The sequence below is a fragment of the Marinomonas sp. MED121 genome (genome assembly GCF_000153025.1).
Lineage (GTDB): Bacteria > Pseudomonadota > Gammaproteobacteria > Pseudomonadales > Marinomonadaceae > Marinomonas.
Genome location: NZ_CH672429.1, coordinates 1,415,442 through 1,430,548 on the forward strand (window position 1 = coordinate 1,415,442; position 15,107 = coordinate 1,430,548).

Sequence of the window (15,107 nt, forward strand, 5' to 3'; positions counted from 1 at the left end):
TGTTTATGGCTAGCCTGGATCACTTACCTGCATCCTCAGTAGAAACGGCGACAAACCCTTTCAAGCGATATAACGAAGTATCCGCTTCTGGCGGTTGAAAAACAGCCACTTCAATGGTCACCACACCATTGGCTGTTTGCGTAACTAAGGCTTCACTGGACCAACTCAGGTTAGCTTGCTCAACTTCCTGATCACCTAGCTCCAACTCTTGCCCACTAATAGACTGTAGCTTTAAATAAGTGAGCCTATCTTGCGCAATCCACACAGCCACCATTTTGCGTTTCAAATAATCCGCTTGGCTCGTTGATTGGCTTGTAACCTGCACTAACACTAAACTCACAAAAGCTAATATCACTAACGCTACCAATACCTCCATTAAGGTAAAACCTGCTTTAGTTCTCGCTAAGTTTAAGTGCATTGACACCATCCCCTGTCAGCCAATAGCCTAATTTCAAATCACTTCCATTAGTCAAATTCACTTCTATTTCAAACGGGGTATATTCACCACTGGCCACAAACGCAATATCCACCTCTTTAACTAAATCACTTTGCTCAACCTGACTTTCTTCGTCTTCATCTGAATCGATACTGGCAAGAATGATCTCCACCTCGTCCTCATCTGGAGTCCAAGTCACTTGGGTGTCTTCCCAGGTTTCGGTTTCCAGATCAAACAGCTTAATACTGATTTCTTGAGCTGTCACTTGAGCACCTAAAGTGTCTCCATCTAACCAAGACTGATCGATTTTATGCTGTAAAAATAATCTTAAGGACTGGCGAGTTTGGACCAATACCTCTTCATCATCATCCACTTGATAGGTGACAGTAACCATACCAAGCAGACTACCTATAATGACAAGGACAACCATTAGCTCCAGCAAGGTAAAACCCTGCTGTTGAGCATAAGATAAAGCGGGCTTTGGCTTTAGCCTCATCTTGTGGCTACTAAAAGGCATTAGCTGATAAATCTAATTAGAGGTCACCTTGACTCACATCAGCAGCGTTTTCTTCACCGCCCTCACGCCCATCTGAACCTAATGCAATAAGGTCATAATCACCAGTAGCACCAGGACTGATGTAAACAAAGTCATTACCCCATGGATCAAGGGGCAACTTTTTAACATAACCACCAGATTTCCAATTTTTTGCTTCAGGGAAGCCAGATGGTTCACTAACTAATGCCTCTAGACCTTGAGAGGTTGAAGGATAATTACCATTATCTAACTTATACAAATCCAACGCAGACATAAGGTTTCGAATTTGTGTTTTGGCTACAGAAACCTTGGCATCATCGGAACGACCTAGAATATTAGGCGCAACCATACCAATTAAGGCGCCTAAGATAACCAGAACGACCATCAATTCAAGCAGGGTAAACCCCTTTTTATTCGCTTTAGTATTTGGTTTTTTGTGTGTATTATTCATTAATTTCATCTGCCTTCCTATCAAAAAAGTCTATCTATCTTTTATATTCTTATTAGCCTTAAATGGCTAATATTACTTAAATCATATTTAGTTAAGTAGTTGATTCATATTCATTATAGGGAGCAGAATTGCCATCACTATCATCATAACAGCGCCTCCCATAACCAAAAGCATCAAGGGTTCAAACAAGGAAACTAAAGTGCCAATCCAAGCATTTGTATCATCTTCTTGCTGACGAGCTGCTCTTGCCAGCATCTGATCAAGCTCCCCACTACGTTCACCACTTTGAATTAGCTGCAGCATCATAGGAGGGAACAATTTCGTGGCTTCAAATGCCATTCCTAAACTACCACCCTCTTTCACTTTTTGCTGACACTCCTTTAATCGCTCCTGCATGGCAAGATTATCAACCACTTGAGAAGCGATACTCATCCCTTCTACCAAGGGGACACCGCTACTTGAAAGCATGGCTAAGGTACTGATATAGCGTGTTATTTGAGAGACTTTGATCAAGCTGCTGATAGCAGGTAGTTTTAACACCCATTTATCTTTAATTTTTTTAGGGCCAGGTTTAGCCACTAACCAAAGATAAAATATCAAAAAAAGACCTAGCACCAGAACAAAGCGAGCACCATAACCTGTTATGAGGTTACTCAGGCTCAACATAAACTGGGTAATGCCAGGTAATTCAGCACCTTGGGTATCAAATACCTGAACAATATCAGGCATAACACTGCCTAATAAAAAACTGACTATACCTATGGCAACCAAGGTCAAAATGGCAGGATACATCATCGCCATTTGGATCTTTTGCGCGTTCTGTTTCTGCCTTTCGGTAAAGTCTGCAAGCTGCATTAATACAGCATGTAGGTGCCCAGATTGTTCCCCGGCCTCAACACTGGCTCGAAATAAAATTGGAAAGGCTTTAGGGTAACTCGCTAAAGCTTCAGCTAAACTATGTCCTTCCATCACTTTAGATCGAATGGAAAGTAGCATACTGCGAATTTTATTCTTTGTGGCTTGTTGAGCACCCCCCGTTAATGCTTCTTCGATAGGAAGGCCTGCATCAATTAAGGTTGCTAATTGACGCGTCATTAGGGATCTTTCTTTGATATTAATACCGGGGGAAAAAAGGCTTGTCGCGCTTTTCTCTTTAGCTTGACTGAGCTCTAATAGAACCTTTCCTTGCTCCCTTAAAATTTGTCGAACTTGGCGCTCATTATCCGCCTCAATCACACCCTTTTTCTTTTTACCTTTGGCATCTAACGCAAGAAATTCAAATGCGGCCATTTAAATACTCCCACCACAAAAACAAACATGATTATCCATGGGAGACTCTCAACACTTCTTCAATGGTTGTCTGACCGGCAAGCACTTTAGACATGCCATCTTGTCTTAAGCTAGGCGTTGATTTTCGAACATGTTGTTCCATAGCCTGTTCACCTACTTGGCTATGAATTAATGTTTTAACACCTTCATCAATAAGAATGAGCTCATATAAACCCACTCGCCCTCGATAACCTTGATCGAAGCAAGCATCACAACCTTTCGCCTGGTAAATAGTCACGTCTGAATCTACACCTAATAATGCTTGGCTTGCCTCATCGGCTTGTATTGGCTGCTTACAAGTATCACATAATTTACGAACCAAACGCTGAGATAGCACCCCCACAATAGAAGAGGATAGTAAGAAGGGCTCAACCCCCATATCCTCTAATCGAGTAATCGCACCAACAGCACTATTTGTGTGTAAAGTAGATAGCACGAGATGGCCTGTTAACGATGCTTGTACAGCAATTTCAGCCGTTTCTTTATCTCGAATCTCACCTATCATAACTACATCAGGGTCTTGACGTAGTATTGCTCTCAAGCCTCTCGCAAAAGTCATATCCGCTTTACTATTTACCTGAGTTTGACCTATCCCTTCTAAATGATACTCAACCGGGTCCTCTACCGTCATAATATTACGGCGTCCATTGTTGAGATAACCAAGAGAGGCATAAAGAGAAGTCGTTTTACCAGAACCTGTTGGACCTGTAACTAAAAGGATGCCATGTGGATGGCTAATAACGTCACGCAATCTTTCACGATCAGACTCATTCATCCCTAAGTGTGTTAGATCTAAGCGTCCGGCTTGCTTATTAAGCAAACGCATTACTATTCGCTCGCCATGAGAAGAGGGTAATGTTGATACTCGCACATCCACTTCTTGACCTGATATTCTCAGTACGATACGGCCGTCTTGAGGGACACGCTTTTCAGCAATATCCAATTTCGCCATAACTTTGATACGTGAAACCAACATGGGCGCTAATGCTCGTCTTGGCTCAATCACCTCACGTAAAATGCCGTCTACTCGAAAACGAACAACTAAGCGTCTTTCAAATGTTTCAATATGCACATCTGATGCTTCTTCTTTAACAGCCTCACTCATAATGGCATTAATCAAGCGGATAATGGGAGCATCGCCTTCACGCTCAAGCAAATCTTCACTTTCTGGCAAAGCTTCTGCCACGCTGGCAAGATCCATATCATCCCCAATCCCTTGAGCCATAGCGAGAGATTGGCCACCCTCCTGTTGATAGAAACGAACCACTGTTTCATCAAAATCAGAGTCAGATAAACATTCTAGGTCTGGGTATTTAGGGGCTATCCTTAAGGCTTCAGAAATGGCTTGAATACTTGCCTCTTTTTTATGCACGACAATCCACTCTTCCGCTTCTTGCTTAAGCAGTACACCTGATTGTTTAACAAATGAATAGGGCAATGACGACAAAACATTTCCTTATAAATTAATAGCCTAAGTCTTAAGCGAGCAAGGGCTAGAATTACATCAAACTAAATAATCCCTCAAGCAGATGCTTAATAAAAAGCTTTGCTAAAGCAATATAAATTGAGGGGTCTCACAAAAACAAACTATAAAACCACTTTTAGACCAATTTCAGTGACAATCATTAACTAGAATGCTGTTTCTAAACCTAAACTTGCAAACATAGATCTAGGCATATTTTTACCATCAACCTCAACCGAGTCTAATGCCCAGCTCACGTCAAAGGTCACACGCTGCAAAAAAGTCACGCCAAAACTTAAATAATCCAATTTTGTACCGGATAGGTTTTTACTGTATCCCGCTCTTAGGCCAGGCAGCCAGTTACTCTTATCAAAATGGCTGGCTGACATTGAAAACCATTGGTACTTATCATCAACAGCATCCTCAACCCCATTTAAATCTAAACTAGACTGAACACTCCATTCACCTTCCCCTAAAAAAGATGACGCTTCTACACTGAACTGTCTTTTAACCACATATTCGCCACTATCCGTCAAATCACCAGAGCTAATAAAAGTGGCTACCGCATTACAATTAATTAAAGCGGTACCCGTTTTATTCGTACAATCGTCACCGATTGCATCATAGTGATAAGTCGGCTCATTAATATTGGTAGCCCTGACACCAAACATGGTATTTTTCATTAACCAAATCATGCCAAAATCAAGACTATAATTATTCTCAAAAGAGTCACTCTCTTCAAAATCATCATCTTGATCTAAGTTTTCAATCGTACTGAAACGCCTTGAAAGCTTCATTCTAGTCAGATTAAGTTTTGATCCTAAAATCAAGCTTCCAAATTGGTTTCGCCATACTTGATTGCTATAACCTAAACCGAAAACAGAAGCTAAAGCCGCCCGGGAATAAACAGATGAATCCGTTTCTAAATCCACATCACTGCCGCTAACAATGATATCAATTTCATCATCTAGTACCTGCATTTTGGCTTCACCAGCTAAAATCAGGTCAAAACTAAAGGCTCCCCATTGAGGATGACGATAGATAATTGGAAATGCCGGTACATAGCTAGCGACAGAGGCTTTCACAAAGCCTTCTTCGCCTGCATTTGCTAGAAATGCATTGTATTGACTCTGTGCCGCTAACGCCTCTGCATAAGTCAGGTCGGTATCATCTAGTACGGATTCAAGTCCATCCAGCTCATCCGATAAAGAATCCAAATCCCCTGTTTCATAACCTACTGAAATAGGGCCAAAAATACCAAATCGAAAATGACCATCCGGATCATCCTTAAACACTTTATCATCAAACATTAAGAAGGCACTGGCAGGATTCACTAACCCAGTAGACAATGATCTTATGTTTGTTGCGCTACCTATGGTCGTAGCACTCCCCATAGGTTGGTAAATAAGCTGCCCAGACATACTGACTGATGCAAAACACAGACAAAAGAGAAAAAAGGCTTCTCGCACTATTTAGCCCCCACTCATTCTAATACGATTTAAATGAGCACTACTTTCATTGAGAACTCATATCCCTGTTCGTTGTATTCTACTCATCAGATAACTCAGGTTCAAACAAGCCCTCAAGACCACCATCTCTTGGTGCACTCATTTGAATTTCTACCGCTCTAAAGCCTTGATATTGAGTATTAGTAATCTGATCAGCTTTCGCTTTACCGCGAATAATGGTTGGTCGTATAAAGACTAACAAGTTCTTTTTATCGATAGAAAAAGAGCTACTTCTAAATAAGCCACCAACAAAAGGAAGGTCCCCTAAAAAAGGCACTTTTTGTTTTGACTCTGTGATGTTATCTTGGATCAAACCACCTAACACTATGGTTTGCCTATCACCAGCAATGACAACGGTTTCGACCTCTCGAACTGTTGTTATCGTGCCTAAATCACTCGCTTCATCTGAAGCAGATTCAACTGTCTGAAACACTTCCATCTTAACTTCATTACCTGAGTTAATATGGGGCGTTACCTTAAGCGTTAAACCAACATCTTCTCGTGATGTGGTAACAAAAGTACTATCACTGTCTTCAGAATATTCACCGGTTTGAAAAGGGCGAGTCTCGCCCACAAGAATACGCGCCTCTTGATTATCCAAGGTGAGAATTTTGGGTGTGGATAAAAGATTGGAGTTTGTTTTACTTTGCAGGGCTTGAATAATGGCTCCAAAATTAGTGTCACCTAGAATTGCAGTACCACCTGTCGCTAAAGTATTTGCCGTACTTGAGTTTATAGAAGAAGCAATGGTGTTCGCACTACTTCCCGCTGATGTAAAGTTTGTACCAGAAATAATTTCATCACTTCCTCCGATTAACCACTGTACTCCTAGCTCTTCCTCATCAGTCACTGTAATTTCAACAATCACAGCTTCAATTAATACCTGTGCTCGCGGTACATCAATTTGCTTTAACACGGAATAAATTTCAGACATAACCCCAGGCTCTGAATTCACCAGTAGTGCATTTAAATCTTCATCAGCTTGAATATTAGTTTCAAGAGTTGGCGCGTTACCTTCTTTCTTCTCAATATCACCCACGACACCTTTTAATAAATCCGCCACCTTTGTTGCATCAGCATACTGTAAAGGGATGTATTGCAGTCGACTGGTTTTTTCAGCAGGGATATCAAGCTTAATAATTAAATCTTTTATTTGATTTAGCTCACCAGGCTTACCTTTAAGGATTAATCGATTCGTTCTTTCATCCGCAACTATGGTAGTCACATCGCTGGATCTAGCCCCTTTACCTGTTGTTGTAGTCGTGAGCTCTTGAAGCAAAGTGATCACATCCCCAGCCCAAGCATGCTTAAGTGGAATAACAGCCATTTCCCCTTCAATCGTACTATCAAGGCGCTCCACTAGATCTTCTAAACTTCTAATATTATCCGCATGATCACTGATAATGAGTGCATTCATGGTGGGCACGGCTGCTAAATGGCCATATTGAGGAATCAAAGGCCTTAAAATTGGGACTAGCTCTGCTGCCACGGCGTTTTTAATCGCCAATACGCGAGTCACCATAAGCTCCCCAGGCGCACCGCCTGAAGGGTCAAAGTTCAGACCGCCTTGCTTAGCAATATTTTGCGGTAAGATCTTAAAGCCTTCCGGTGACTCTAAAACAGCGTATCCATGTACCGTTAAAACTGAAAGAAAAAGTCTAAAAACAGCATCTTCATCTAAACTTGCATTAGAGATTACCGTCACCTTCCCTTTTACTCTTGGATCAACGATAAAGCTTCTATCAGTCATTTCTGCAACTTGACGAATAAAAATACTAATATCAGCCTGTTGCAAGTTCACCTGCCAAGTTTTCCCGATCGCCAATAGCGGAATTAACATACAAAGTGAAACGATAAGCTTAAGCAATTGGCGTCTTACAACAAAATACATCTATGGTCCTTTATAATTTTATTTAATCGGATAAGAAACTGAGAAGGTCCGACTTCCCCGCTGGATCTGGAAATTAGCAACACTTTGTTCACGTACAAGTTCACCTAGGCCGGCATCATTTTCAACATTCCCGACACTCTGACCATTTACAGCGACAATTTTATCTCCAGCTTTTAACCCCATTGCAATAAGTGAGCTTGAAGCAAGTACCTCGTATGCATTACCTGTAGATTTAAGCCCTGTGGAGGCGAGTAAGGCATCTGGATCCTCTTTGAAAAGAGCCTCATAGGTGCTCAAAATTTCTTGTGGCGTAAGCGTATCAGCAGCTTTGTTACGGGATAAATCAGGACGAGTCTTTTTTATCTCAGCCACCTCCAGATCGTCACTATTTTCAATCAAGGTAGTTAATTTTGTTTCGCCAAAGTATAAGGACTCGGACTTACCTGAGCGCTCTAAAATAACATGGTCTTGATAAACCTCTTTGAGAAGAACGCCTCGAATTATTTGATCATCAATACGGTAAACTTCGTCTTTTTTACTTTTTGAACTAATAATGGCCATTGAATCTTGCATAACAATGGCAGGCATAACACCTTTTAAAGTCAACTTTAGAGTGGTTTTCTTAGTTGGCTCTTTTATTTCTTGCTCAACTTTAGCGACAAAACCAAACAAGGAAGAAGAGGGTAAAGTTAATTGAGGACGAGTTTTTTGTGATGCATTAAAATCAATAGGGGCTAATGTTTGGGCTGGCATAGGCGAAAAAGACCAAAAAACACGAGCAGCAGAAAACGCGGACAAACTCACAAAAGCAAACAGGCATATAAAACGGAATATTGCACCTACTCTTGGAATAGCCATAACATTACACCTTATCCTTAGGTGCCATAAATCTATATATCAGGCTTATGTTCGACATCATTCTTCTCTTTTAATTATTCTTATAGCCTTCATCATACATAAGGCTCTTTATTAATGAAGTTAAGTCTCATCAATCTTCAACATTTTAAAAAATTGCATCCGTCATAACAAAGACAGGAGCATCTTTATCGCCAGACCAGGACTGCCCGATCAAATCCAATGAAGCAGGCATAACAGATAACTCCGCCTCACCTTGCTTATTAATACTGGCGTTTAAATATGACTCACCCGTTAAAGACATTAACTTTAAATGATTAACCTGATTAATATTTACTAATTCAAACAGTACCTTATCTAAAAACACAGAGTCTCGTCGATTAGCTGCGACATAATCAAGATTACCACCATCCCAATAGCCATTGCCTCTTAATTTATTCGGCATTGACTCTACATAGGGCCATTTTCCATATAATTTATCCAGAACTAAATTACTCTCGCTTACTTTTGCTTTGTAAGGCTCTAAAAATGAGTTCAAAAGTCCACTAGATAAGCTCATATAATCCAACCAAAGGGTCATTTCATCTAGATCAAACTTTACACTTCCTCTTGCATTAATGTCATTATGCATAAGCTGGAAGTCGATTGGGGAAAGTATTTCTGCCATTTGCCATTGTAATTGCATTGGCCCTTTGAATTGCTGACCAGACAATATTAAAACACCTTGCCAAATACATCCCTCTAACCTTTCAAGCTGAATCCCTTCATTCGATAAAATTTGATTGACGCTATTTTTCCACAAATGAAGAGGAGATAAAAAAGTGCCGGCAATTAAACCCAGAAGAACAAACCAAACACTAAGAAAGATTTTCACCTTCATTGAAATTCTCCTTCCCTTATGACCAAGTTAAACCTTGCCCATCAACTGATTTAACTTTTCTAAATCTTCTTGAGTATCCACACCATGTGGTGGCATTCCGTCAGCATAGGCAACTTTAATCTTAACTCCATGATGTAAAAGCCTTAATTGCTCTAACTTCTCCCATTTTTCTAATGGTGAAATAGGCATCTTAGAATATTGGTTTAATAAACTAGCGCGATAGACATACATGCCAATATGACGATAAACCGCCATTTCAGGAGCTAGCTCCTGCTCTTGGCTAAAGCCATCTCTATCCCATGGAATCGGGGCACGACTAAAATAAAGGGCATGATCTTTTTTGTCTGTTACTAACTTGACGACATTAGGGTTAAATATGTCCCCTCTTTGGTAAATACGACACGCCATTGTCGCCATGTCAGCTTGGTTATCATTGGCTAAAGCCGACACTGCTAAATGAATAATTTCAATGGGTAAAAGCGGCTCATCGCCTTGCACATTTACCACTATTTCATCATCAGACCAGCCCATTTTTTGAGCGACCTCTGCCAATCGCTCAGTACCATTTTCGTGATCGTCTCGAGTCATGACGACTTGCGCGCCAAAACTAGAAGCTAAGGAGAAAATCTCTTCATGATCAGTAGCTACAACCACATCCTTTGCCTGAGCACTTAGCGCGAGCTCATACACCCATTGCAACACGGGTTTACCCGCCAAAGGAGCCAAAAGCTTTTTAGGGAAGCGTTGCGATGCATAACGCGCCGGAATGACAATATAAAACTCAGGTAAATTTTGAGCTGTTACTACAGTATTTTGTGACATAAATTCATTTCAATTTTGTAATAGCCATTGATTTATTGTTTCTCAAAGGCAGGTTTCTGGGCAAGCGCATAGGCGGTTTCTAAAGGCATCCTAGCAGCCAAAATCAAATCACTGACCTCACGAGCCACACCCTCTCCCGCCTTAGTCAATAAGACTCGATGACAATGACGCTTAACAAGTACATGGGCATCGGCGGGACATAAAGCAAGCAATACCTCAGGCATCACTTGCAAATCAATCACATCATCCCCGATATAAGCGGTCTGATCTGCCTTTTTTCCAAGGCGCTTTAACACATCTTGAAAAGCCTCTTTTTTATTATGACAACCAGGGTAAAAATGGGTCACTGACAAATCCTTCATGCGCTTTCTAAGAGGTGCTGAATCTTTTGCCGTAATGACAGCAACCTCAACCCCCCACTTAGGAAGTAGTTTTAATGCCACACCATCTTTTACATTAAAACGTTTTAGAGCCTCTCCATGCTCACCATACAAAAGACCACCATCAGTTAAAACACCATCGACGTCCAATACCACCAACTCAAGCGCCTTCAACTTAGCAATAAAGTCTTCACTTAAGTCTTGATAAGATGAAAGGAAGCCTGTATCCATCATGATGCACTCGTATCCAAAACATCAAATCCTTTTACCAGTTCATCAATTTGCTTAAGTTGATGTAAAAACGGCTTTAATTTATCAAGCGGCAAGGCACAAGGGCCATCGCATTTTGCTTGATTAGGGTTCGGATGGGTTTCTAAAAATAAACTGGATAAACCTAAAGCCATACCAGAGCGAGCCAGTTCTGCTACTTGAGCACGGCGACCATCGGCAGATTCTGCGCGACCACCAGGTTTTTGAAGAGCATGAGTTACATCAAACATGACAGGGTAATCAAATTTTTTCATCAAGCCAAAGCCCAGCATATCCACAACCAGATTGTTATAACCCATCATGGTTCCTCGCTCACACAACATAAGACGATCATTACCAGCCTCTTCACACTTGGTCAAAATATGCTGCATTTCATGGGGTGCTAAAAATTGTGCTTTTTTAATATTGATCACGGCATCTGTTTGCGCCATCGCCACAACCAAGTCCGTTTGACGAGATAAAAAAGCAGGTAATTGAATAACATCAGCAACCTCAGCAACAGGAGCACACTGGGCAACTTCATGAACATCAGTAATGACAGGCACATTAAAGCTGGCTTTAACATCTTCAAGAATGCGAAGCCCTTCTTCCATTCCAGGTCCACGAAAAGAGTTAATCGAAGAGCGATTAGCCTTATCAAACGACCCCTTAAACACATAAGGAATATTTAATGCTTGGCAAACTTTGACATGCTCTTCAGCCACACTCATCGCAAGGTCGCGAGACTCTAGAACATTAACACCACTAAAAAGAACAAATGGCAGGTGATTCGCAACTTTTACATCTTGATTTATTTCAATGATTTTACTTTTTTCAGTCATCTTTATATCCATTTAAATCTAAATTTAGCGGTCGTAGATTTCTAACAATCCAACCACTTTATTATCGTCATCGACAGCAATTAACAGGGTAATTTTATCCTGTAACATTTGCTCTTCTGCGTTAACTATCAAGGTATCTTGGTGGATGGTTTTAGGACTTGCCGTCATCACTTTTGACAGTGTCTTATCCATCATAGAAGCTGCATCGGCTAACATAGCTCGCCTTAAGTCACCATCAGTAAAAATGCCCAACAGGTCGTCACCTTGCTTAACAAGTACCATTCCCATGCGACCGGCAGTCATAACTGCAATGGCTTCTTTAAGTGGGGTATCTGGATGGCACTCTGGCAGATTATCCTTGTGCATCAGGTCTTTCACTCTAGTCAGCAACTTACGCCCTAAGCTACCGCCAGGGTGAAAACGTGCAAAATCTTGAGGTTTAAAATCACGACATTCCATTAATGCAACAGCAAGGGCATCACCCATAGCGGTTGTCATCGTTGTGGATGTTGTTGGAGCAAGATTATTAGGGCAAGTTTCCCTATCGACTGAAATATCCAGCACACAATCACAATGCTTAGCTAGGGTAGATTGGCTATTACCTACCATGGCAATACAGGCATTACCAAAGCTTTTTAGAGAAGGAAGTAAGCGAATAAGTTCTTCAGTTTCACCTGAATAACTAATCAAAATAAGAGTGTCTTGAGGTTCGACCATACCAAGGTCACCATGGAAAGCTTCACCTGGATGAAGAAAAAAGCTTGGCGTCCCCGTGGAAGCTAGCGTTGCTGCAATTTTTGCCCCAATTAGCCCGGATTTTCCCATACCACAAATAATGGTACGGCCTTGCGTTTTCATGATGAGTTTAATGGCATCTGCAAATTCTTGAGTAATGGAATCTGCTAGTTTTGCAAGAGCATTCGCTTGTGTTGTTAGGGTGTGTTGAGCACTACCCAGCAACTCACTGTCGGTCTTGTTAAAGGACAGCCCAACAGAGGGTGTCATTGCCTTAGTATCAGCCATGTCTGATCTCTACAAATTAGAAAGACCAGTATTATACTCAAAAAGCCAAACCAAGATAGAAGTCTTATTGCATAGACCTTGAGACAATTGACCTTGAGACAATTAACCTTAAGACAATAAGCTTTGCGCAAAATAAGATATGAGTGCTCTAGACTTTAAATCCACTCGATAAAAAACGGAGGATTATGCAACGTCGACCTAGACCTATTAAAGCCCAAATAAAGCTGCCATCATTTAAAAAATATTAAACCAGCCTAACCACACTGAGAAAATTGTTGGCTCATTTTCTCTAAAAATTCTGGATACGCATTTTTGGTTAACGGGATGCCTGCACCTAAGGGGTCTAGTTCAATCGCTTTTACTTGTGTACCTTCAATCAAAACGTCGACTATAGCCGGATTAAACTGCACTTCACTAAAAATGCAATCAACCTTTTTTGATTCCATTAACTTTCTTAGGGCGACCACTTTTTTAGCGCCAGGTTTACGCTCAGGGCTAAGGCTGATATTGGCAACATGCTGTAAATTATAATGCCTTTCAAAATAGCCATAAGCATCATGAAAAACCACATAATTGGCTTGAGAAAGACTTGTTAACGTGTCTTTGTTCTGGGCATCTATGCGTGTTAGCGCTTGCTCAAATTGGGTTAAATTATTAGCAAAATAAGCCGCTAAACTGGGCCTCAAATGAGCTAATTTAGCGGTAATAGAAGCCGCTAATATCTGAGCATATTCAACATCCAACCAAAGGTGAGGGTCCATGCCTGCATGATGATGACCATCACCATGATCATGGTGTTTTACCTCAACATGATTATTAAGGCCTTGTTCAGAATCATGACCCTCTACCAATAACATCCATTCAATGGCAGAATTTGCAACCTTGCTATTGGCAATAGGCTTTTCTAGGAAGGGTTCAAGTGACTCACCCACCCAGACAATAAGATCCGCTTTATAAAGCTTCTTAATATCCGATGGACGTAATGCAAAATCATGGGGAGAGGCTGAATTGGATACAACTTGCTCAATTTTCACCTTATCGCCTGCGATCGCTTTAACAATCATAGAAACAGGCTTAATACTTGTGGTAACAACCAAAGAATCACTTGCTTGCAAGTGACCACTCAAAAAGATCATACTAGCAAGCACATACCCCAAAAACACTTTCATTTATCACTCTCAAAAAAACGTTATAACATAACAAGAGCGTAACATTTATCCTAAATTCTGTATATTTAAAAAGTGATAAATTGCCTTAAAAACCAGATTAACTAAACTTGATTCAGTTCTTTCAGGGCCACTTCTCTAACCATTAAACCGGCTCTTTGACCAACAGGTAGCTTGATATTCGGAAAGACTAAAGCATCACCTGACTCTTGCACCACATAATTGGATACACTCGATTGACTCAAGGTAAAACCAGCCTCAAACCCAGTAAAGTTTTCAAAACTATCATCGATATTTAATTGGTAGTCTTCTGAATCTTTTTTAAGCATATCGATTACTTGGAAAATCTTAATTTGTTTAGCTTCTTGCTTAGGCAAATCCGCAGCTGAAATCAAGTGCCTTAAAGTACGATCAATTGCCGTCAATTTAGTTAAATCATTCTCACCAAAGCCTGCCACCTGACCAAGCTCAACAGTAAATGATTGAGCCTGATGCTGATTTGAAGAAAAATAAGAAAGTGTGGTAGTACTTTGATGTGATAATAAAATAGCTTGTATACCTGAGGCCTCTAAAAAGCCTAATTGTTCTGCACTATAGGCCTCATCATGTAAAAAAGGGTAAACAGCAAACTTGGGGTATTTTGATCCACGAATGGCTGTATGAAGATCATAATGTAGCCTTAGTGCGTCTGCTGGGCCAGACTCAAAAAAGTCCGCTATAGACTGCTCTATATATCCTGCTCGTTCAGCCTCAAAACCTTGCTCTTTTTTCCAAGCACCAGAGAAGAGACGATTCATATTTATTTCTGTAAACCTTTGCCCCACATTAGCAGCAGGTAAATTACCAAAAATTATCAACAAACGCACCGAACACACCAAAGCCTGATCAAGAATATCTTTAAGAATTTGATTTACTAATTCCATAGGTGCTGTTTCATTTCCATGAATACCAGCACTTAAAACCAAGCTAACACTGGCCTCTTGTTTAGGCTCAATTTTTAACACCCCTGTATCTAATAAAGCAGCTTCGAAACCATTATAAGTTTGCATATGTGCTTGTGCGTTAACAGGGTTAGCTAAACTAAATGCTAAAAAATCATGTTGCTTAATCAAAAGTAAATCCTCTGGTTTAACTTTATTGGCTACTAAAACTATCTTGCTACATAAGATATGGGCATGAGAAAAGACTTCAAGCAAAAACCGTAAAAGCGACACAAGACTAACGCTATACCAAAATAAATGTCGCTAATTAGAAACTTTACCTTCCTTTCAAAACTTT

The 15,107-nt window shown here is 40.6% G+C and carries 15 protein-coding genes; all 15 read right to left on the reverse strand.

What is annotated here, in order from left to right; genetic code table 11:
• Positions 1 to 19: 19 nt before the first annotated feature.
• The 15 genes from gspI to astE all read right to left on the reverse strand — a co-directional run bounded on the left by gspI (position 20) and on the right by astE (position 14,941).
• Positions 20 to 418 (reverse strand): type II secretion system minor pseudopilin GspI, encoded by a 399-nt coding sequence (gspI, locus tag MED121_RS06460; RefSeq protein WP_009832834.1) that lies wholly within the window; start codon positions 416 to 418, stop codon positions 20 to 22.
• A complete protein-coding gene (gene gspH, locus MED121_RS06465) occupies positions 393 to 932 on the reverse strand; it encodes a type II secretion system minor pseudopilin GspH (protein ID WP_009832835.1) in 540 nt (179 codons plus the stop codon). The genes gspI and gspH overlap by 26 nt, the downstream gene beginning before the upstream one ends.
• Before the next feature lie 37 nt (positions 933 to 969).
• Positions 970 to 1,431 carry a type II secretion system major pseudopilin GspG gene (gene gspG / locus MED121_RS06470; protein WP_009832836.1) on the reverse strand — a complete coding sequence of 154 codons (462 nt, stop codon included), beginning with the start codon at positions 1,429 to 1,431 and terminating at the stop codon, positions 970 to 972.
• A 78-nt stretch (positions 1,432 to 1,509) separates the two neighbouring features.
• Positions 1,510 to 2,712, reverse strand: a complete 1,203-nt coding sequence (gene gspF / locus MED121_RS06475; protein WP_009832837.1) for a type II secretion system inner membrane protein GspF — start codon at positions 2,710 to 2,712, stop codon at positions 1,510 to 1,512.
• Between the two features lie 31 nt (positions 2,713 to 2,743).
• The gene (gspE, locus tag MED121_RS06480) at positions 2,744 to 4,198 is read right to left on the reverse strand and encodes a type II secretion system ATPase GspE (protein WP_036178865.1); all 1,455 of its coding nucleotides are present in this window, start codon (positions 4,196 to 4,198) and stop codon (positions 2,744 to 2,746) included.
• Positions 4,199 to 4,380: 182 nt separating this feature from the next.
• The gene (gene traF, locus MED121_RS06485; RefSeq protein ID WP_036178869.1) at positions 4,381 to 5,682 is read right to left on the reverse strand and encodes a conjugal transfer protein TraF; all 1,302 of its coding nucleotides are present in this window, start codon (positions 5,680 to 5,682) and stop codon (positions 4,381 to 4,383) included.
• Between the two features lie 79 nt (positions 5,683 to 5,761).
• Positions 5,762 to 7,612, reverse strand: coding sequence for a type II secretion system secretin GspD (gene gspD / locus MED121_RS06490; protein WP_009832840.1), 1,851 nt, complete (start codon positions 7,610 to 7,612; stop codon positions 5,762 to 5,764).
• 18 nt (positions 7,613 to 7,630) lie between these two features.
• Positions 7,631 to 8,470, reverse strand: coding sequence for a type II secretion system protein N (locus MED121_RS06495; RefSeq protein ID WP_009832841.1), 840 nt, complete (start codon positions 8,468 to 8,470; stop codon positions 7,631 to 7,633).
• A gap of 145 nt (positions 8,471 to 8,615) precedes the next feature.
• Positions 8,616 to 9,347: a hypothetical protein gene (locus tag MED121_RS06500; RefSeq protein ID WP_009832842.1), complete on the reverse strand. Its 732-nt coding sequence runs from the start codon at positions 9,345 to 9,347 to the stop codon at positions 8,616 to 8,618.
• Between the two features lie 27 nt (positions 9,348 to 9,374).
• Positions 9,375 to 10,169, reverse strand: a complete 795-nt coding sequence (gene kdsB / locus MED121_RS06505; protein WP_009832843.1) for a 3-deoxy-manno-octulosonate cytidylyltransferase — start codon at positions 10,167 to 10,169, stop codon at positions 9,375 to 9,377.
• Between the two features lie 32 nt (positions 10,170 to 10,201).
• Positions 10,202 to 10,783 carry an HAD-IIIA family hydrolase gene (locus MED121_RS06510; RefSeq protein WP_242603182.1) on the reverse strand — a complete coding sequence of 194 codons (582 nt, stop codon included), beginning with the start codon at positions 10,781 to 10,783 and terminating at the stop codon, positions 10,202 to 10,204.
• Positions 10,780 to 11,640 carry a 3-deoxy-8-phosphooctulonate synthase gene (kdsA, locus tag MED121_RS06515; RefSeq protein WP_036178873.1) on the reverse strand — a complete coding sequence of 287 codons (861 nt, stop codon included), beginning with the start codon at positions 11,638 to 11,640 and terminating at the stop codon, positions 10,780 to 10,782. Before kdsA ends, MED121_RS06510 begins: the two co-directional genes overlap by 4 nt.
• Positions 11,641 to 11,664: 24 nt before the next feature.
• Positions 11,665 to 12,663 (reverse strand): KpsF/GutQ family sugar-phosphate isomerase, encoded by a 999-nt coding sequence (locus MED121_RS06520; RefSeq protein ID WP_009832846.1) that lies wholly within the window; start codon positions 12,661 to 12,663, stop codon positions 11,665 to 11,667.
• A 254-nt stretch (positions 12,664 to 12,917) separates the two neighbouring features.
• Positions 12,918 to 13,832 carry a zinc ABC transporter substrate-binding protein ZnuA gene (gene znuA, locus MED121_RS06525; RefSeq protein ID WP_009832847.1) on the reverse strand — a complete coding sequence of 305 codons (915 nt, stop codon included), beginning with the start codon at positions 13,830 to 13,832 and terminating at the stop codon, positions 12,918 to 12,920.
• Between the two features lie 101 nt (positions 13,833 to 13,933).
• Complete coding sequence (gene astE, locus MED121_RS06530) at positions 13,934 to 14,941, reverse strand: succinylglutamate desuccinylase (RefSeq protein WP_036179550.1); 1,008 nt, start codon at positions 14,939 to 14,941, stop codon at positions 13,934 to 13,936.
• Positions 14,942 to 15,107: the final 166 nt, after the last annotated feature.

What these genes read in the sequence shown, in the direction of transcription:
- gspH (WP_009832835.1), bottom strand. Translation starts at nt 932, where the DNA reads ATGAGGCTAAAGCCAAAGCCCGCTTTATCTTATGCTCAACAGCAGGGT.
- gspI (WP_009832834.1), bottom strand. Translation starts at nt 418, where the DNA reads ATGCACTTAAACTTAGCGAGAACTAAAGCAGGTTTTACCTTAATGGAG.
- gspF (WP_009832837.1), bottom strand. Translation starts at nt 2,712, where the DNA reads ATGGCCGCATTTGAATTTCTTGCGTTAGATGCCAAAGGTAAAAAGAAA.
- MED121_RS06500 (WP_009832842.1), bottom strand. Translation starts at nt 9,347, where the DNA reads ATGAAGGTGAAAATCTTTCTTAGTGTTTGGTTTGTTCTTCTGGGTTTA.
- MED121_RS06510 (WP_242603182.1), bottom strand. Translation starts at nt 10,783, where the DNA reads ATGATGGATACAGGCTTCCTTTCATCTTATCAAGACTTAAGTGAAGAC.
- kdsA (WP_036178873.1), bottom strand. Translation starts at nt 11,640, where the DNA reads ATGACTGAAAAAAGTAAAATCATTGAAATAAATCAAGATGTAAAAGTT.
- kdsB (WP_009832843.1), bottom strand. Translation starts at nt 10,169, where the DNA reads ATGTCACAAAATACTGTAGTAACAGCTCAAAATTTACCTGAGTTTTAT.
- MED121_RS06495 (WP_009832841.1), bottom strand. Translation starts at nt 8,470, where the DNA reads ATGGCTATTCCAAGAGTAGGTGCAATATTCCGTTTTATATGCCTGTTT.
- gspG (WP_009832836.1), bottom strand. Translation starts at nt 1,431, where the DNA reads ATGAAATTAATGAATAATACACACAAAAAACCAAATACTAAAGCGAAT.
- gspD (WP_009832840.1), bottom strand. Translation starts at nt 7,612, where the DNA reads ATGTATTTTGTTGTAAGACGCCAATTGCTTAAGCTTATCGTTTCACTT.
- znuA (WP_009832847.1), bottom strand. Translation starts at nt 13,832, where the DNA reads ATGAAAGTGTTTTTGGGGTATGTGCTTGCTAGTATGATCTTTTTGAGT.
- MED121_RS06520 (WP_009832846.1), bottom strand. Translation starts at nt 12,663, where the DNA reads ATGGCTGATACTAAGGCAATGACACCCTCTGTTGGGCTGTCCTTTAAC.